11 protein-coding genes are annotated in these 18,441 nt (G+C 55.9%); 5 read left to right on the forward strand and 6 right to left on the reverse strand.

The window, feature by feature from the left end:
* Positions 1-101: 101 nt before the first annotated feature.
* Positions 102-1,499 (reverse strand): tryptophanase, encoded by a 1,398-nt coding sequence (locus tag M8T91_RS15250; protein WP_301415024.1) that lies wholly within the window; start codon positions 1,497-1,499, stop codon positions 102-104.
* 945 nt (positions 1,500-2,444) lie between these two features.
* Between M8T91_RS15250 and M8T91_RS15255 the strand changes: the two genes are divergently transcribed.
* Positions 2,445-3,230, forward strand: coding sequence for a hypothetical protein (locus tag M8T91_RS15255; protein WP_301415025.1), 786 nt, complete (start codon positions 2,445-2,447; stop codon positions 3,228-3,230).
* 76 nt (positions 3,231-3,306) lie between these two features.
* Here the strand turns inward: M8T91_RS15255 and M8T91_RS15260 are convergent, their stop codons facing one another.
* From M8T91_RS15260 to M8T91_RS15275, 4 genes are all read right to left on the reverse strand, one after another.
* Complete coding sequence (locus tag M8T91_RS15260; protein ID WP_301415026.1) at positions 3,307-4,233, reverse strand: phosphoribulokinase; 927 nt, start codon at positions 4,231-4,233, stop codon at positions 3,307-3,309.
* 40 nt (positions 4,234-4,273) lie between these two features.
* Positions 4,274-7,420, reverse strand: a complete 3,147-nt coding sequence (locus tag M8T91_RS15265; protein ID WP_301415027.1) for an efflux RND transporter permease subunit — start codon at positions 7,418-7,420, stop codon at positions 4,274-4,276.
* Complete coding sequence (locus tag M8T91_RS15270) at positions 7,417-8,619, reverse strand: efflux RND transporter periplasmic adaptor subunit (RefSeq protein ID WP_301415028.1); 1,203 nt, start codon at positions 8,617-8,619, stop codon at positions 7,417-7,419. The genes M8T91_RS15265 and M8T91_RS15270 overlap by 4 nt, the downstream gene beginning before the upstream one ends.
* Positions 8,620-8,991: 372 nt before the next feature.
* A complete protein-coding gene (locus tag M8T91_RS15275; RefSeq protein WP_301415029.1) occupies positions 8,992-9,702 on the reverse strand; it encodes a cyclic nucleotide-binding domain-containing protein in 711 nt (236 codons plus the stop codon).
* A gap of 340 nt (positions 9,703-10,042) precedes the next feature.
* On the opposite strand from M8T91_RS15275, the gene M8T91_RS15280 reads away from it, so the two are divergent.
* The 3 genes from M8T91_RS15280 to M8T91_RS15290 all read left to right on the forward strand — a co-directional run bounded on the left by M8T91_RS15280 (position 10,043) and on the right by M8T91_RS15290 (position 15,573).
* A complete protein-coding gene (locus M8T91_RS15280) occupies positions 10,043-11,266 on the forward strand; it encodes a TonB family protein (protein ID WP_301415030.1) in 1,224 nt (407 codons plus the stop codon).
* 166 nt (positions 11,267-11,432) lie between these two features.
* Entirely contained in the window at positions 11,433-13,502 is a 2,070-nt protein-coding gene (locus tag M8T91_RS15285; RefSeq protein ID WP_301415031.1) for a M13 family metallopeptidase, read from the forward strand.
* A gap of 184 nt (positions 13,503-13,686) precedes the next feature.
* Positions 13,687-15,573: an MFS transporter gene (locus M8T91_RS15290; protein ID WP_301415032.1), complete on the forward strand. Its 1,887-nt coding sequence runs from the start codon at positions 13,687-13,689 to the stop codon at positions 15,571-15,573.
* A gap of 218 nt (positions 15,574-15,791) precedes the next feature.
* On the opposite strand, the gene M8T91_RS15295 is transcribed toward M8T91_RS15290, so the two are convergent.
* The gene (locus tag M8T91_RS15295) at positions 15,792-17,723 is read right to left on the reverse strand and encodes a cytochrome c/FTR1 family iron permease (protein ID WP_301415033.1); all 1,932 of its coding nucleotides are present in this window, start codon (positions 17,721-17,723) and stop codon (positions 15,792-15,794) included.
* A 171-nt stretch (positions 17,724-17,894) separates the two neighbouring features.
* Here M8T91_RS15295 and M8T91_RS15300 point away from each other — a divergent pair, with 171 nt between their 5' ends.
* Positions 17,895-18,374, forward strand: coding sequence for a glutathione peroxidase (locus M8T91_RS15300; protein WP_301415034.1), 480 nt, complete (start codon positions 17,895-17,897; stop codon positions 18,372-18,374).
* Positions 18,375-18,441: the final 67 nt, after the last annotated feature.

Below are 18,441 nucleotides of genomic sequence, written 5' to 3' on the forward strand. Positions count from 1 at the left end.
GGTTTAGGTACCCCCTACTTTCACCCTACAATCCCCTCAATCGCCGGGTCAGCCACCGGAGGGTTCTCCCGTGCACCATCGGTACCCCCCAGATGGTTCGCCTACAGAGACCGGAATCTCGCCGTAAAATGCCGCAACACCGGAGGTTCGTATTCAAATTCCAGGCCCTTTAACCGGTGAGCCCGCTTTTGCAGCTCGATAATGGCTTCTGCGATATAGTCCATATGATCATTGGTATAAACCCGACGAGGAATCGTCAGGCGCATCAATTCCAGTTCTGCCTGCTTCTGCTGCCCGGTTTCCGGATCCCGTCCCAGCAGCAGCGATCCGATCTCCACTGCGCGAATCCCCGCCTCCAGATACAGCGCATTGGCCAATACCTGTGCGGGAAATTGTTCCGGCGGGATCTGCGGTAACATTTTGGCGGCATCCACAAAAACCGCATGGCCCCCAGTAGGGTATTGAATGGGTACCCCCCCTTCCCGCAGCCGTTCTCCCAGATAGGCCACCTGGCCAATGCGGTAATGCAGAAAATGTACATCCGCGGCCTCGTAGAGTCCGCGCGCCAACGCCTCCATATCGCGCCCGGCCATACCGCCATAGGTCACAAAGCCCTCCATGGGCACACAGCGGGTACGCACCGCCTGGAAAAGCTCCTCATGATCGCGAATGCAGCAGAGACCCCCAATATTCACCATAGGGTCTTTCTTTGCCGACAGGGTCAGCATATCGCCGTAGCGGTACATTTCGCGAATGATCTCAAGGATTGATTTGTCCCCGTAACCCGCTTCTCGCTGTTGGATAAAGTAGGCATTCTCGCAATACCGCGCTGAATCGATCACCACCGGAATATCGTATCCGGTAGCGATTTCGTAAACCGCCCGCATATTCGCCATGGAAACCGGCTGCCCGCCAGCGCTGTTACAGGTCACCGTGGTAATAATTGCACAGATATTTTGCGGCCCGTGCGCCTCAATGGTGTTCACCAGTTTATGTAAATCAAAGTTACCTTTCCAATCGTAGGCGGTCGTGGTATCAAATGCGCGCTCATCCACCACATTGACCGCTTTGCCACCATTGAGCTCAATGTGACCGGCGGTAGTGTCAAAATGATAGTTTGAGACAAATACCGGCGTGGTGCCGCCGCGGACCTGGCGCATGCGCTCTATCAGCGCCGGAAACAGAATCTGCTCTGCCCCCCGGCCCTGGTGCGCGGGCACGGTTAACTGATAGCCAAAGAAATGCTCAACGGCCTTGCAAAGATTGTAATAATTGCGGCTGCCCGCATAGGACTCATCCCCCAGCATCAACCCCGCCCACTGGTTATCACTCATGGCACCTGTGCCAGAGTCAGTGAGCAAGTCAATATAGACATCATCACTGCGCAGTAGGAAAGGGTTCAGGCCCGCTTGCACCAGGGCTACTTCACGGTCTGCCCAGGTTGTCATTTTGATCGGCTCAACCATCTTGATGCGGAAGGGTTCAGGAATACGCTTCATGGTTATTTTCCTTGTAAATCCATCCAGCGCCCTTGGTACCGAAACTGCCACTGGCACTGCCTATTGTTACAGGAAATCCAGTGTACAGCCGAAGAAAGGAATAGACCATGGCGATTCGCCCGGTTTTACCTGTACTAAAAAAGAGGATACTCCCCAACGGTATCACGGATCCGCAACTCTCTCCGCCATGGCAATGTCACCTTGCGCTTGTCTAGGCAGACTCACTGGCAATGTCTTCACTTAAGGTCTGTGCCTTTTTATAGAAGTCTGGGCATGCTCTGCCAGTTTTCCCTGCCAAAATGACCCGGCTCTCAAACAATCTACACAGGGGTCCAAAGGTCCTGAAGAGTTAGGTGGCAGAACAAACTGTCATTGCGGCCGATCAGTTCAGTACCTTTGGCGCATCGGCAAGGCCATACAATTTCGTCACTGCTGCAAGAACCGTTGTCGAGAAGAGCGCGAAAGACCTGCTGGATTGCCGGGTGTATTGAACAAAATGGAAAAGCATACAAAATAGCGCGCAGCGGGATAGTTGATAATCGACAAGTCTCCAAAACCACTGCGAGGGTATCCCGAGGTAACGGCTCAACTATTCGATGTATCGCACTGTTTGCGAATACTTGCCACACCAGTCAGAGAGAAAAAGCCGGTTGCCATACGGGCACCTGAATAAACACCAAAAGCATCTGAGAACCCGTCCACAGATCAAAAATCGGTAAAAAGAGCATTTTTTTTCTTTATTTAACAAAATTTCTTATAAAACACTTGCATTTAGGTATATAAATAAGCTGCAATTAGCGCCGCTCGCTTGGGGGGACTCACTATCAATTGTTTTTTGCTGGGTAAATGTGGTTTGAGCGATGTAGATAACCACAGAGGTGGCTGAGAATAATTGATAGGAATACCCCCATTTCTAGAACAATTCTTTTCACAGGGATATATATAATGGCTAGCAAGAAAGTACCCAAAACCGCTATCGATAACGTTGCCAAACTGGAAGCAGAGCTGCTCTCCCTTACCGCCAAACTGGCAAGTGCCCGTCTCAAGCAAGAGAAGGATGCGATTGGCAGAGTGGAAAAATTGGCAAAAGACGCCAAGAAAGCCGTCGTAAAGGCGAAAACCGCCCAACAAAAGCTGGCTGCCGTAAGAGCCAAGAAAAAAACTCCTGCCCAACAGCGACAGCTTCAGAAAGCCCGTGATGACGTCGCAGCGGCCAAAACCGTTGCAGTTGAAATCAAGGGTGCTGCGGCAGAAGCCAAAGAGAAGTTGGCTACGATCAAAGTCGCAAACAAGCTCGCCTCTCAGGTAGCCAAGGTTGTCGCCAAAGAGGAAGCGGCTATTGCCAAGAAACTGGCTGCTGCAGAGAAAAAGAAAGCTGTTTCTGAAGCCAAAAAAGCTGCTGCTGCTGCCAAGAAGGCCGCTGCTGCGGAGAAAAAGAAAGCCGCTGCTCAGAAGAAAACCGCTGTAAAGAAAAAGCCCGGCCGCCCGGCCAAAAGTGAGGCTGCCAAGAAAAAACCGGGGCGTCCCAGAAAAGCTGATACCGCAGCCACTCCGGCAAAACGTGGTCGTGGACGTCCACCAAAGGCCGAAACCGTCAGCAAGAAACCGGGACGCCCGGCCAAAAGCGCAACGGCCAAGAGAAAGCCAGGGCGCCCAAAGAAAGCTGAGAGCGCAACTGCAGCAGCCGCTCCAGCAAAGCGTGGCCGCGGCCGGCCGCCAAAGGCCAAGTGAAATATCCGGCTGGGGTGTGAAAACTCCGGCCGGATCATGCCCCGGCTCCGTCGGGGCACAACCTCATAACCACCGCTCAGTGCCTCAGCCTGACCGCTTCAATCCGGTGGTCCTCCCCCAACAAAAAAACACAATCTGCCCACTCGGGCATCTCCGCAATCAAATTGCGGGTTATCCTTTCGTAGTGCTGCACAAAGCGCAGCAATTCCCTGTCCTGCAAGCCCTTGCCGCCAGTTTGTTCACGCAGCTTTTGCTCCTGTAACTTCCGCCACTCGAGAATAGATTCCATACTCGGCGCTTTCAGCATCACTATCACCTCGGGCAATGCAAACAGATCCCGATAAGGACCCGCAAGCTGCCGGTTGATAAAGTGCCTCCAGGTACCGGAGGCATCTTCTGACTGCTCCAGAGCATTCAATGGGAAAACCGGATTGAGCGATGGTTTGGCCCCCAGGCACCACCCTTCCAGCAATACAATATCAACCGGACCCGTGTGTTGCGGCCAGGCAGCACGAGGTACACGCTCATCGAGAGATTTGTCAAAACGCGGTAAGGGGATCACTGACTGCGCCCCTGCCCTACAGAGGGCGTTGAGAGTGTCAATGCCCAGCTGTACGTCATGCGTACCCGGCACCCCACGGGTCAACAGGAGGGGATGTATTCCGCGCGCGAGCTGCTGCCGCTCGGCGCGGGTGAGGTAGAGATCATCCAAAGAGAGCGTGCAGCAGTGGTTGCCCAACTCGGTCAACACAATTTGAAGAAAATCAGTCAGTGTGGACTTCCCCGTGCCCTGGCCACCACTGATACCCACAATCAACGTTTTCCCCGGCCTATGCCGCTCCCGCAACCATAGTGCAAGGGGCAGGTAATGGTCTCTTACTACCCGATGAAATACAGCCGGTAATCGGTGCTGCCGAATAAAACCCTCAATGACCTCACCGGGAAGTTTGCCTGCGAGTTTCTGACTGTGCGCGATAAGCTGTCGGGGCCAGGCATTGACCATGTTCGATTCCTCTCAAAAGCTACTGGTACAGAAACCGGCGCTAGCGCTGGCCTCTAAACGCGGCAACAGGTAGCCAGCGGCGTAGATGCCCCGGCAGCACCAACATCACCGGTGTCACCAACAGTGTGAGCAGCGTGGAAAAAGAGAGGCCATAGACAATGGCACTGGCAAGTTTGACCCAGAACGAGGCAATAACCCCATCGACCACCACATTCCTGCCCACCATATCCACACTCACCCCCAGCGCCAATGGCAACAGCCCGAAAATGGTGGTGGCGGTGGTCAGAAATACCGGGCGCAGTCTCTGCGTTGCCGCTTTGAGCACAGCCTGAGTCGTGCTAAGTTGGGACTCCTGCTTGCGAACAAAATTGTAGGTATCAATTAGTACAATGTTGTTGTTTACGACAATACCCGCAAGGGCAACGATCCCAACCCCAGTCATAATTACGCTGAAAGTACTCTGGGTAAGCAGAAGACCAAGCAGGACTCCAGTGGTGGACATAATCACAGAGGACAGGATTAGCAGGGACTGGTAAAAGCTATTGAATTGCGTCACCAGCAAAATAAACATCAGAAACAACGCGAGCAGGAAAGCCACACCCAAAAACTGAAAAGAGGCATTCTGCTCCTCATCGGCGCCTCTGAACAACAACGCAATACCCGGGTCCACCGGATTGCGCTTCAACCATGCCCGGATTTCCTTCACCTTGTCGTCCGGCAGCACACCCTCCTGTGCATCCGCCTTGACTTGCATACGGGTAATGCCATTAATCCGCTCAATGTTATCCACTCTGGGCATCGCTTCGGTGTGTACGAAACTGCTGACAGGTACTGTGCCACGTGCGGTATTTACTTTCAGGTCATCCAACGCGGCAAGTCCGCGGGCGCTCTGTGGATACCGAATGCGAATGTCCACTTCTTCATCCGTATCATCCGGGCGATATTCAGCCACACGAACGCCATTGGTTACCAGCTGCACTGCGCGTCCCACTTCAGTAAGATCGGCCCCATACAAAGCCGCTTTGGCGCGATCCACCCGCACCTCCCACTGAATACCTGGCACCGGGGCCGTACTCACGATATCTCTAAGACCATCGAATTCGTCCTCCATGGCCCGCTGCAGGCGCTGGGTTTCCAGCAGTAGTTTTTCATAATCCTGTCCGCGCAATTCCAGCACAATATCCTTACCGACCGGGGGCCCCCCTTCCATCACATTAGCGGTCACTTTGATTCCGGCAAAACTGGCGGTACGCGCGCGAATATCCGCAAAGATAGCGCTGCTGCGACGCTCGCGCGCCTCTGCAGGCAACAGCTCCACTAACAGGTTGGCAATCTGGTCCGGCGCCCGGTCCGTTTTGCCGGATATCCCCCCGGAGCCTATGGTCGTATGGGCAATACGCACCTCGGGTACAGCGAGTATCGCCTGTTCCACCTGTGCCACCAGCACTTTCTTTTCCGCCATGGATAAGTTGCCCTGAGCCCGAACCTCCACATTGCCGTATTGCTCCTCGGTCTCGGTAAAAAACTCGACCCCGGCTCCATAGCGGCCAAAGCCAATAAAAATCCCAACAAGTACCACAATGGTGACCGCAAAGGCGGTGGCAGGACGGCGCAGAATCAACATCAACAGGCGGGCATAGTGTCCCGTAATGCCCGCCAGGGCCGTAGGCTGTCCCTCCTCCAGTTGCCTCAGGTAACCCCGGGTGGGCGCGCTCAGATGACTCTTGCCAAACAGGGAGCCCAGCACTGGGGCGAAAAAGAGTGCGTATAAGAGAGAGCCGGCCAATACGGCGAAAACCGTGACCGGCAGATAGCGCATAAACTCCCCTACCACACCCGGCCAAAACATAATGGGCAGAAATGCGGCGAGCGTTGTTGCAGTGGAAGCGACTACCGGCCAGAACATACGGGTTGCCGAGGCGATATAGGCGCTGCGCGCGCTCAAACCCTCGGCCATCTTGCGATCGGCAAATTCGGTGATCACGATGGAACCGTCGATCAGCATCCCCAGTGCCAGCAACATACCGAACATCACCATAAAATTGAAGGAATAGCCCAACAACCAAGTGACAATAGCGCCAAATAACAGCGAGAAAGGCACGCCCAATCCCACCAATATCCCCGAGCGAAAACCCAGTGCAGCAACCACAATAATCATTACCAACAGCATAGCGGTGAGAATATTGCCCTGCATTTCGCTGACCATATCCCGCGCGAAATTGGATTGGTCAAATACAAATTTCACCTCCATGTCCCGGGGCAATGCTCCCATCTCTTCCAGTACAACCTCCCTGACCCGGTCCGTCACATCGACAGAGCTGGCATCACTGCGCTTCTTGACATTGATAGCAAGGCCGGGGACGCCATTGATACTGGTATAACTGGCCGCATCCTTAAAAGTACGCCGGATGTCGGTAACATTCCCCAGAGTTACCACGCCATCTCGAGAGGTTTTTAAGGGGATGTCATAGACATCCCGCGCGGTTTCGATAAGCCCCGGAACCTTTACAGAAAAGCGGCCGCGCTCTGTATCCAGCTCACCGGCGGGAATCATCAGATTATTGCCCAGCACCGCATTGATCAGTTCGGCGCTGGTCACCTGGTAGTGTTCCAAACGCACGGGGTCAATAGTGATCTCGACTACCTCTTCGCGATTACCGTGCAGATCCGCACTCAATACATCGCTGATATTTTCGATCTTGCGCTTCAACCGCTGGGCACTACTCAACAAGGTGCGCTCACTGAGCTTCTCCCCGGAAAGGGTAACCACGATTGTGGGGAATGGCTGTGCCGAGACCTCTTCAACTGTCGGTTCCTCAGCATCCCGAGGCAATTCCGCTCTGGCCCTCTCCACCGCATTGCGAATATCGTCAACCGCATCATCCACATTGATTGCAGAGTCGAACTCCACCACAATATATGCGAGTGATTCGCTGGCAACCGCTATCACTTCCACAACACCCTCAACCGCCCGTATCTCCTGCTCCAGCGGGCGCACCAGCAATCGCACACCATCCTCGGGGGAAATCCCCTCATGGGTGACCTGCACTATCACAAAGGGAGGGTTGACTTCGGGGCTGGATTCAATCGTCATCGCGCTGCGCGCCACCAACCCAATCAGAATAATCAGCAACATCAGACTGAGCGTACTGCGATTTCGCTCAATCCCGTTTTTCAGTATCTTCACCGCTGGTTACCCCTCTCGGCGGGGTGCTGCTCAGCGGTTGGCATCAAGACTGGCCCCAGTGGGATATCATCGGGCCGGGAGGCACTGTCGACATCCTGCTCGGGTGCAATCATTTCCACCTGGACAAGATCGCCGGTGCTGACATATTCCTGGCCAACGGTGATCAGGGTGGCTTGATGTGGCAGGCCACCGACCCAAACGCTCCCATCCTCATCGCCTACAAGGGTGACTTTGACAAATTCCACACGATCATCGGCATCGAGAATACGCACGCCCAGTTCGCCGCGATCATCCAGCGTCAACAGGGAGGCGTTAATGCGATGCGCCATGATCTCACCCGTGGGCAGTGCCAAACGCCCGCTCAACCCACCGCGCAACTTATTGCCGGGGTTGTGTACCGCCACCTCGACCCGGTAGGCACGCGTGATTTCCTGAGCCTGTTGGCTGATATAACGCAGTGTGCCCTGCACCGGAATACCCCCCTGCAATTGTGCGCTGGCAGAGCCACCAGGAATCAGGTTACCCACCTGGTTTTCCGCCACCTCACCGACCACCAGTATCGGGTCCAGATCCAGCACGGTTGCACAGGTTTCACCGCGGCGAATAAAATCCCCCAACTCCACCGCTCGACTGTTCACCACCCCGTCAAATGGCGCACGGATCTTAAGGTCATCCACCGACACTTTCGCCCGAACGTAATCTCGTTTGGCAAGGGCCAGGGCAACCTGCTGCTGGGCCATGGCCGCCTCAGCCAGCAAACCTTGCTTTTTCAGATTCAGGGCACCGGCGTAATCCAGTTCAGCCTTGCGCTGTGCCGCCTCGGCAAGAGCGAGTTGCTCCTGGCGGTCCTCCGCCCCAATCTCACAAATCACTTCCCCCCGCTGTACAATGCTTCCCTCCGCCACCGGAAGACGGGTAATCACCCCATCCAACTCCGCGCGCAGACGCACACTGCGGTTGGCTTCGGTATAACCATTGACCAATACCTGCGTAATAAAAGACCGGGCGCGGATTTGCCGGGCCTGAACCCGCTGGGAAGCCCCGGGCCTGGTCATTGTTGCCTCACCGGCCTCGCCCCCGGTGCCCTGATTGTCCGGAAGCAATACACCGCTCAATAGCCAGGCGGCAGCCAAAAGGGTGACAAGCGCTGCCACCCGATGGTTGTGGTTGGACCAGATGGACGCCAGTGAACTTATCATTCAAAAAACCTGTTGAGAAAAACGAAGCGATCAGTGTAAGAATGGAAACCGCGCTTAATCACGCTGATCATCGCAGCATCCTGCACTGGTCAAATTTTACATAGTGAAAACTGATTCCAAAAATAAATTCTCAACGCAGAGTGCGTGCCCTGTCGGCGGACCCAGCGGCACATCTGCGCTACAAGCGCACTTTTTCACGATTGTTTGAGAGATTCATACGGCGGGTTCAGGAACCCGCCATCGGCAGGGATATCCATCGACTCGGCTGGTTTGCGCAAAACCCTCAGCGCCGCCGCCCTACAGCGCGCCAGAATAGTACCGGTGGAGAGGGCCGGCGGCCAGACCCCAGGCAGAACAGTCGCTTGGGCCGGGTCAAGAGAGCATCGATTCCAGAAAATCCTGCATATCCGACTCACCATCTACCAACTCGCCGGAACCAAACTCCGCATTCCAGTCCAGCAGAATGCGCGCCAACCCACGGGCCTGTTCCGACAGTGCCAGCAATTCCTCCCGGCAGCGCTTGGGACCCGTGTAGAGTTTAATTTTGCGGTGGCTGTCGGCCAGCTGATGACCCGGGTACTTCGAGCGATAGACTTCCAGTTTCCAGCGTAATGAGTGAACCATATTGCGGTAAAAAATCAGTTTTGCCGGCAACTGCAACAGAGAGAGGTCATCCAGATCACTAAACAGCGTGCAATCCAGGCCCAGTACCTGGGTGTCGCGGCTGTGACGCGAAGCGAGCACGTTGGCGCTGCGGGGTTCCGATAGCAGCATGGACAGATCGCCAAACAATTCTCCCGGGCGAATCACCGCCAGGAGGCGCTCAGCAGCCATTTCCGTCATTTCGCCGGCGGTATCCACATGCACTTGCAACTCGCCCCGCAGCAAGAAATAAAGCCACTGATCCACCTCTCCGGCACGGAGCAATTGCTCTCCCGGCTGTAAACTGACCAATCGGGAGCGCTTGAGCAAAACAGTGTACTGCCACTCACTGGAAGCGCGGATATCACGAAACAGATGAATAGTGTTGAGCAACCGATCCACGGCATCCCGTGGGTAATCGATCAGAGGTTTGATTTCCATGTGTGCTACAAATTAGTGAAAACGATTCCGTTTTTTGGAAAGTGCGGTTGAAGCCACTTTATAAAACCGAATTCTATACGATATTGATCCGCCACACCCAACTTCAGAAGTGACGATCATTTCCAGCACCCACTTTCGGTACCAGACAAAAAGACATTGCAGCCATTTCGGACTTGAACTCCATCACAGTTGCAGTAGAGTTAGAAAAAACGGAGAGCACACTGTGCTCACTCACGCTTGAACCGCGCACTGTGTTACTCGGCTCTTGCACTTCTGGGAGGGACCCCAAATTCTTATTTGCCGGAACTTTTGCCTCCGGACTTCCAGGCGCTGTGGAACAATGAAACCGATAAAAACTGTCGTCTCACTCTTGCTAATCACCGTCACGGTATCCGCCAAAGCGGTACCGCTGCTGAACGGTCTTGCAGTCGAAAAACAATTCAACAAGGATCTCTATATCGCCGCCGTTTATTCGGAAACTCTCACAGATGAAACGGCCATCCTGCTCGACAGCAACGCACCGCGCCGGCTGGAAGTACGCATCATCGCCAGCAGCCTGCCCGCGCGCCGCTTTCGCAATCAGTGGATGGAGGGGATCGCCATCAATAACCGCAGCGATACCCTGAGCAGCCAGTCAGAATCCATGCTGACTTTCGCCAACCTGTTCAAAGGCCGCTTTTTACGTGGCGACCGCCTGGCAATTGAGTTTGCCGCTGACACCGGCGTCACCAGAGTTGTACTGAACGGCATTACCCTCGGGGAAATCGGCGATCCGGATTTCTATAATACCCTTTTGCTGGCCTGGATTGGCCCGGTTCCTCCATCTACCGGCTTTCGCGATGGGCTGCTCTCCGCGGGCAACGTGGCAAGCAGCCTGCTCACCACTTACGAAGCGCTCGAACCCAGCAGCGAACGCATTGCAGAACTTCAACTGAGGCAAATCAGCGTGGAGGAGACCCTGGCAGCGCAGACCCCGGTGGCTGAAGAAATCCTGCCCAAACCGACCTTGGAGGTGGCTGATCTTCCCCCTCCCACCCTGGCCCTGGCGCCAAACCCTACATCGACCACGCCAAACCCTGCATCGGATACGCCAAACCCTGCCTCAGCCACGACAAGCCCTGCCACGGACAATGCAAGCGTCGAGCCCGTTGAAGCCGCAGCCGTGGAACTGGCCCAGGGGACACCGGCCACTGAAACGCCCGCGGCGTACAGGGAAGAAGTTGTAGAGGATATGGAAGAAGAGGAGGCGCCGCTGACAGCCGATCTGATCCTCGCCCGCCAGATATACCATTCCGCACTGCTACGCCACACTTTCCGCCACATTCGCTACCCCAAGCGTGCCCAGGAACGGGGCCATGAGGGCAGCGTACGCCTCAATGTGGTGATTAACACCCGGGGGGAAGTGCAGGAAATCCTGGCAGTGCAGGAATCCCGCTATTCCAGTCTCAACCGTGAGGCAATCGCTGCCGTTGAGCGGGCCGGTCCCTATCCTGCGGTGCCTGCACAACTGGGGTCAGACAGCTTCAGCTTCACAGTGCCAATTACTTTTGACATCCCCGATTGATCCAGCCCTGTGTAAAAGGCCCCGTCCGGCGGGGCTTTTTCTTTGGCCACACCATCTGTCGCGATCTCACCACACTTAGCCGCAGTTCCCTTGCCCCCTGATGGCGCCGACTTCTACCATGTGGATGTCGTTTGACTACCTTGAATTGAGCCAAACAGAGCCACTAATGAAAAAACTACTATTACCAGTTGCTATCCTTGGCATACTCACCAGCCCCTCGTTAACCCTGACTGCGCTGGCCCACAATCACCCGGACCCCACCCACAGCAAGGTCGCCCCTGAGCAGGAGAGGCCCTCTTCCGGTATTGATCTCACCGCACTGGATACCACTGTGCGTCCGCAGGATGATTTCTTTTCCTATGTAAACGGCACCTGGCTGAAGAACACCGAGATTCCTGCGGACAAATCCCGCTGGGGCGGATTCTCGATCCTGCGGGACCAGAGCACCGAGCAGGTGAAAGCACTGATTATGCAAGCGGGCCAAAACACCGGCAGCGACGGCGATAAACAGGTCGGTGACCTCTACAACAGCTTTATGAATGAAAAGCTGATCGAGAAGAAAGGTCTGTCTGCTGTGTCTGGTGAACTGGCCAAAGTCGATGCTATCAAGTCCCGCAAAGATCTGACGGACTTTTTCGCTTATGCCGATATCGCCGGCTACAACGTGCCTTTTGGCGGCACTATCTACCAAGACCTGAAACAGGTCGAAAACTACATCCCCTTCCTCTGGCAGGCGGGCCTGGGGCTGCCGGACCGCGATTACTATTTCGAGGATAGCGAGAAGAGTCGGAAACTGCGCAGAGCCTATAAAGAGTATCTGGTACAAATCCAGGAGTTAGCGGGGCTCAAGAATGCCAAAGCCTTCTCCGACAGGATCTTCAATTTGGAAGAGCACCTGGCTGAACACCAGCGCAGCCGACTGGACAATCGCGACCCTGAGAAATATTACAACAAGAAATCCGTGACGGAGCTGAAAAAACTGATGCCTGCGGTGGACTGGGACAGTTACCTGGCCAAGGCCAGGCTGGCCAAAGCCGAGAGTTTTATCGTCGGCCAGCCCGAGTACCTGGAAGCGGCGAACGCGATGATTGCCGATACCGATATGGCGACCTGGAAACGCTATCTGAAGGTCAGGGTCCTGTCCGCGATGGCACCCTACATGCACAGTGCACTGGTGCAGGCCCACTTCGATTTCTACAGCACTGCCATTCGCGGTGTCAAGCAGATGGAGCCACGCTGGAAGCGCGGCGTACAGTTTGTCAATGGTGCAGTGGGCGAACTGGTCGGCAAGCGCTATGTCGAGAAGCATTTCCCACCGGAAGCCAAGGCGCGCATGATCGTTCTGGTGGATAATCTCAAGGATGCGTATCGCGAGTCCATCCAGTCCCTTGAGTGGATGGGAGAGGATACCCGCAAGCAGGCGCTGGCCAAGCTGGAAAATTTCACCACTAAAATTGGCTACCCGGACAAGTGGCGCGATTATTCCGCCCTTCAGGTGGATGCGAATAACCTGGTAGGTAATGTGCTGGCCGCCAATCTGTTTGAGGCCAGCCATGAACGCAATAAACTCGGCAAACCCATTGATCGCAGCGCCTGGGGCATGAGCCCGCAGACCGTTAACGCCTACTACAACCCGACGATGAATGAGATCGTCTTCCCCGCTGCGATTCTGCAGCCGCCCTTCTTTAACGTACATGCGGACGACGCGGTGAACTACGGTGGTATCGGTGGCGTCATCGGCCATGAAATTGGTCATGGCTTCGACGACAAGGGCAGCAAGTTCGATGGCAAGGGCTACCTGAATAATTGGTGGACCGATTCCGACCGCAGCAACTTTGAAGGCCTCACCAGCAAACTGGTCTCCCAGTACAACGCTTTTGAACCGCTGGAAGGCGAGCACATCAACGGCGAGCTGACCCTGGGTGAGAATATCGGCGACCTGTCCGGCCTGGGCATTGCGTACAAAGCGTATAAAATGTCTCTCAATGGCGAAGAGGCCCCGGTGATTGACGGCTTTACTGGCGATCAGCGCGTTTTTATGGGCTGGGCTCAGGTCTGGCGCAGCAAGATGCGTGACAAGGCGCTTAGCAGCCGTATGAAGACGGATACTCACTCCCCCGCCAAGTACCGGGTACAGGGTGTACTGCCCAATATCGAAGCGTTTTACGAAGCTTTCGATGTGAAAGCGGGCGACGGCATGTACCTGCCCGAGGAAGAGCGGGTAAAAATCTGGTAACAGGATGAAAACCGGCGGCCCCCGGCTGCCGGTTTCCTTTCTCCCTGCAACTTGTCCCGCCGCCAGCCCCGCTCCCCAATGTGTGTATATCATTCGCCCCCTGTTTTCTTGCCACGACAGGCTGGACAACTTGTAGCCGCGATGGCGTAACATAGGTGCGGTGCCTTTAGGAGAGAGAATAATTATGGCCCATCGCACTCAGCTCCAGCTACTCACCAGCCGCCGCTTCCTGCCTTTCTTCCTCACCCAGTTTCTCGGTGCGTTTAACGATAATGTGTATAAAAATGCACTGATCGTGATGATTGCTTTTCGCTTGATGGAAAGTGAGGCCAACGCCCTGATCAATGTTGCAGCGGGCCTGTTTATCCTGCCCTTCTTTCTCTTTTCCGCCTCCGCCGGCCAGCTGGCCGACAAGTATGATAAAAGCCGCCTGATCAGGCTGATCAAGCTGGGGGAAATCTGTATTGGCGCACTCGGGGTAACCGCCCTCTACAGCGGCAGCAATATATTCTGCCTCGCCGTCCTCTTTCTGCTGGGTGTGCAGTCGGCATTCTTCGGCCCGGTTAAATACGCTATCCTGCCCCAGCATCTGAAACGCTCCGAGTTGGTTGGCGGCAATGCGCTGGTGGAAATGGGCACCTTTGTCGGCATCCTCACCGGGACCATCGTCGGCGGCCTTCTGGCGGGGCTAACCGGCCAGGGGGAAAACGGTCTTTTTTACCTGAGCCTGGTGATTATGGGTGCAGCAACCCTGGGGTACCTGTCCAGCCGCAGGATCCCAATGGCACCGGCACCAGCGCCAAACCTGCGGGTCAACCCGAACCCCCTCACCCAGACAAAAAGCATCCTGGCAAAAACCGCCAAAACCCCTTCCATTTTCTACGCGATTATCGGTATCTCCTGGTTCTGGCTGATGGGCGCAGCCTACCTGACGCAGATTCCCAGCTTTACCAAAAACGTTCTGGGTGGTGACGAATCCGTTGTCACCCTGCTGTTGTGCATATTTACCATCGGTATAGCCCTGGGTTCACTACTGTGTGAGCGCCTGTCCAATGGGCACATTGAGTTGGGCCTGGTTCCTCTCGGTGCCGCCGGCCTCACCATCACCGGCATCGCCCTGTCCGCAGCCGGTGGCAATTTTGTCGAGCTGCAGCAGGCGGGTCTGGAAGCCTTCCTGAACCGTGATGGTGCCTTCGCGATCCTCACCTGCCTGGTGCTGATCGGCATCTGTGGCGGCCTCTACATCGTGCCGCTCTACGCGATGATGCAGGACCGTTCGGCTGCCGAAATCCGCGCGCAGATTATCTCCATCAACAATATCCTCAATGCCCTGTTTATGGTGGTTTCGGCCCTGCTCGGCCTCTTTTTCCTAAATGTGCTGGAGGTCACTATCCCCCAGTTCTTCCTGGTTATCGCCCTGATGAACGCCGCAGTGGCCATCTTTGTCTTTACCAGAGTGCCGGAGTTCGCGATGCGCCTGTTGATCTGGATGCTGTCCCATACGATGTACCGGGTAAAGCACGAGGGTCTGGAACAGATTCCCGCCCAGGGACCCGCACTAATCGCCTGCAACCATGTCAGTTACGTGGACGCCCTCCTGCTGGCGGGCGCGGTGCGCCGCCCCATACGCTTTATTATGTACAAACCGATTTATGAGATTCCGGTGCTGCACTTTATTTTCCGCACCGGGCGCGCCATTCCCATCTGCTCCAGGCTGCAGGATCCCAAGGGATACGAAATGGCATTTAGTGCCATAGAACAGGGCCTGAAAAACGGGGACCTGCTGTGTATTTTCCCCGAGGGGCAGCTCACCAAAGACGGGGAATTACAACCCTTCAAGGCCGGCATCGAAAAAATACTGGAACGCACCCCGGTGCCGGTGATTCCCATGGCACTGCGCGGTCTTTGGGGCAGCTTCTTCAGCCATAACGGTGGCCAGGCCCTCACCACCTGGCCACAGCGCTTTTGGTCCAAAGTCAGCGTCGTGGCGGGTTGCCCCATCGAAGCCACCGATGCCAAGGCGCAGACACTGCACGAGCAAGTATTGGATTTGCGCGGGGAACAGCGCTGATGGCTGGCGCGGGGCTGAATCCAGGGCACCGAAGCTGGTGCCCGCTCGGCACCCAACTGGTCATCAGGCCCCGGTAGCATACCCGAGCCGACAGCGATCGAGTGCATCGACAAGCGCTCTTCGGGCAAGGATGTACGCCTTTTCTAAACAGGGCAGGTGGCCGTGGGCAGGGGATGCCCACCCAGAGGGGGCATCCCTGTTCGCTCTGCCCGAACCGCTTACACCGATTTAAGCGCGGCCCGATCGGGATTGTGATTACTGAGTATCAGCCACAGGGCTGCTGCCAGGATGGCCGCTTGCAGACCGATACCCTGCCAGGTGGGATAAATGCCCAGCCAGTCAAAACTGAACGCCACCGGCAGTGGGGTAATCCCGATCCAGGCCGCTTCCTGCAGTGCCGCGACTGCCTTCCCTGCGAGCACGAAAGACAGCCCCAGCAGAATATAGGTAGTCGCGGAAAAAAACTTGCCGATCGGCAGGCGCGCCGAGTAATGCATCAGGGCGAAACCCAGTACAGCGAGCAGTGCAGCACCGGAGGCCATGCCAGCCCAGAGCGCGTTGTACTGAGTGGCAGAAGTCTGTGTTAGCAGAGCTTGGTAGAACAGGATCGTTTCAAAAATCTCCCGGTACACCGCGATAAATGCCAGCCCGGCAACCCCCCATAGGGCACCAGTACTCAGGCTGCGGTTGATACTGTCCTGAATATAGTTTTGCCATTCCTGTGTGCGGGTTTTGCTGTGCATCCAAAAACCCACATAGAAGAGCACCACTGCCGCCAAAAGTGCAGCCAAACCCTCCATCACTTCGCGACTGGCACCACTGATGGTAATGACGCTCTGGGCGGCGACCCAGGTAGCCACGCCTGCGGCGAAAGCGCCAATCCAGCCAAGGTGCACGAATTTCAGTGCATCGCGACGGCCGGTTTTTACCAGTATGGCGACCAGTGCTATCACCACCAACAGCGCTTCCAATCCCTCCCGCAAGAGGATCACCAGGCTCGCGATAAACAGAGCAGCATCGGACAGGCTGGAATCCGCCATCAGCGATTGGGCACGTGTCAGCTGCTCCAGAATGCCCTGAACCTGCGCTTCCACGCGACGGGGATCACTGCCGGCATTCAATTGGGCACGCAAGCCCAGCAGAGCGCGTTCCGTCGCCACACGCAGGTCCGCGTCCACAGAGTCCAGGGCATTCTCCGCCAATTCAAAACCGTCCAGGTAAGCGCTGATCGCCAGGGTGTGGGCGTTGGCATAATCCCCCTGCCGGTAGGCCGCCAGGGACCGTTGCAGCTGTGCGCGCGCCACCTCAAGGGGGGCCTCGGAGCCATTTTGTACTTTGGAAAACAGGGCGCTCGGATCAGCCCGCAGGGCCGCCACCGACTGCACAGATAGGTCCGGGCGGTCACTGCGCAATACCGCCGGGCTGTACATGACCAGATCCTGCAGGCTCGGCTCGCTCCCCTCCTCGGCAGGGGCCTCTCCGGCAAATGCCAGGCTACCCACGTAAAAAGCCAGGGACCAGCGCTGTTGTTCGCTCAGGTTCTTGAAGGCGGTCATTGCAGTGCCGTCAATTCCGTTACTGATGGCATCGTAAAGCCCTAGCAGAGAGCGGTTTTCTGCGCGCTCGCGCTCGTGGAAATTGGTGGGCGCCGGCTCCAGTGCGGCCGCCAGGGGTCCATCTCCTCGCCCTTCCACACCGTGACAGGAGGTGCACTGGGCCCGGTAGAGTGCACGGCTCTCATTGAGGCTGAGCAGTGCGCTGGGCAGGGAGAGGGCCGGCGCGATGGAGAGCAGCCCCTGACGCAGCCTGGCGGTATGTTTCTGCACCGCCGCAAGACTCGCCTTGCGCGCTATCGCGCCCTGCAGAGCCAGAGCCTCGGCGCGGATTACGCGCGCCTCGGGCGAATCCGGCAATTGCTGCCCACGATCCATCAGCAGTTGGGCAAATTCCTCCATTTCCGTGTACTCATCCGTGTTGATCACCTCACCGTCGGCCACTGCCTCCGAATAGTCCACACCAATATACTCCGCCATCTGCATCAACTGGCGCAGTTGCTGTTCGGAAAGGCCGGTTTGCTGGGCCTGGGCGGGGATCATCGTAATGGCCAGCAGCACCACAAACAGGCGGGCCAGATAGGGGAAAAGGCGCATGGAGAATCCTTTTTTGTTACTGCAAACGGGTTGATCATCAGGTGCATAATATAATTGATAATTATTCTCATAATAAAGCCCGTGCTGAAACTGATTCAGCCCGGGCGTGGACTTGATGTAAGAGTGTGTACAATCAAAATGTGCACACCATAAAAATACAGGAAGTGGATCATGGCCGACCTCTACTCAATTCCCATCGAAACTGCCGACGGTAAAGCCTCCTCACTGGAAGCCTATAAAGGCAAGCTCCTCCTAGTGGTAAACACCGCCAGTCAGTGCGGCTTTACCAAGCAATACAAAGGGTTGGAAGCACTTTACAACAGCTATAAAGCGCGTGGTCTGGTGGTACTGGGCTTTCCCTGCAACCAGTTTGGCAACCAGGAGCCCGGCAGCAACGAGGAAATCCAGACGTTTTGCACACTGAATTTCGGGGTCAGCTTTCCGGTCTACGCCAAGCTGGATGTCAACGGTCCCGCGGCACACCCGCTATTTGTGGAGCTCAAGAGGCGCGCCCCTGGCCTACTCGGCACCGAGGGCATCAAGTGGAACTTCACCAAATTCCTGATCAGCAGGGACGGCAAAGCGGTGAAACGCTTTGCCCCCAAAGATACCCCCGAGTCCCTGCAGGCTGAAATTGAACAGATGTTGTAATGGTAATTGGCTGCGATGACTGCGAAGCACTGGCCCTCAATCGCCACCTCTGCATTGCCCTCCATGT

The sequence above is a fragment of the Microbulbifer sp. MI-G genome, assembly GCF_030440425.1.
GTDB classification, from domain to species: domain Bacteria; phylum Pseudomonadota; class Gammaproteobacteria; order Pseudomonadales; family Cellvibrionaceae; genus Microbulbifer; species Microbulbifer spongiae.

Coding starts and splice junctions, on each gene's coding strand:
- M8T91_RS15280 (WP_301415030.1), top strand. CDS start 10,043: ATGAAACCGATAAAAACTGTCGTCTCACTCTTGCTAATCACCGTCACG.
- M8T91_RS15260 (WP_301415026.1), bottom strand. CDS start 4,233: ATGGTCAATGCCTGGCCCCGACAGCTTATCGCGCACAGTCAGAAACTC.
- M8T91_RS15285 (WP_301415031.1), top strand. CDS start 11,433: ATGAAAAAACTACTATTACCAGTTGCTATCCTTGGCATACTCACCAGC.
- M8T91_RS15300 (WP_301415034.1), top strand. CDS start 17,895: ATGGCCGACCTCTACTCAATTCCCATCGAAACTGCCGACGGTAAAGCC.
- M8T91_RS15250 (WP_301415024.1), bottom strand. CDS start 1,499: ATGAAGCGTATTCCTGAACCCTTCCGCATCAAGATGGTTGAGCCGATC.
- M8T91_RS15275 (WP_301415029.1), bottom strand. CDS start 9,702: ATGGAAATCAAACCTCTGATCGATTACCCACGGGATGCCGTGGATCGG.
- M8T91_RS15295 (WP_301415033.1), bottom strand. CDS start 17,723: ATGCGCCTTTTCCCCTATCTGGCCCGCCTGTTTGTGGTGCTGCTGGCC.
- M8T91_RS15290 (WP_301415032.1), top strand. CDS start 13,687: ATGGCCCATCGCACTCAGCTCCAGCTACTCACCAGCCGCCGCTTCCTG.
- M8T91_RS15255 (WP_301415025.1), top strand. CDS start 2,445: ATGGCTAGCAAGAAAGTACCCAAAACCGCTATCGATAACGTTGCCAAA.
- M8T91_RS15270 (WP_301415028.1), bottom strand. CDS start 8,619: ATGATAAGTTCACTGGCGTCCATCTGGTCCAACCACAACCATCGGGTG.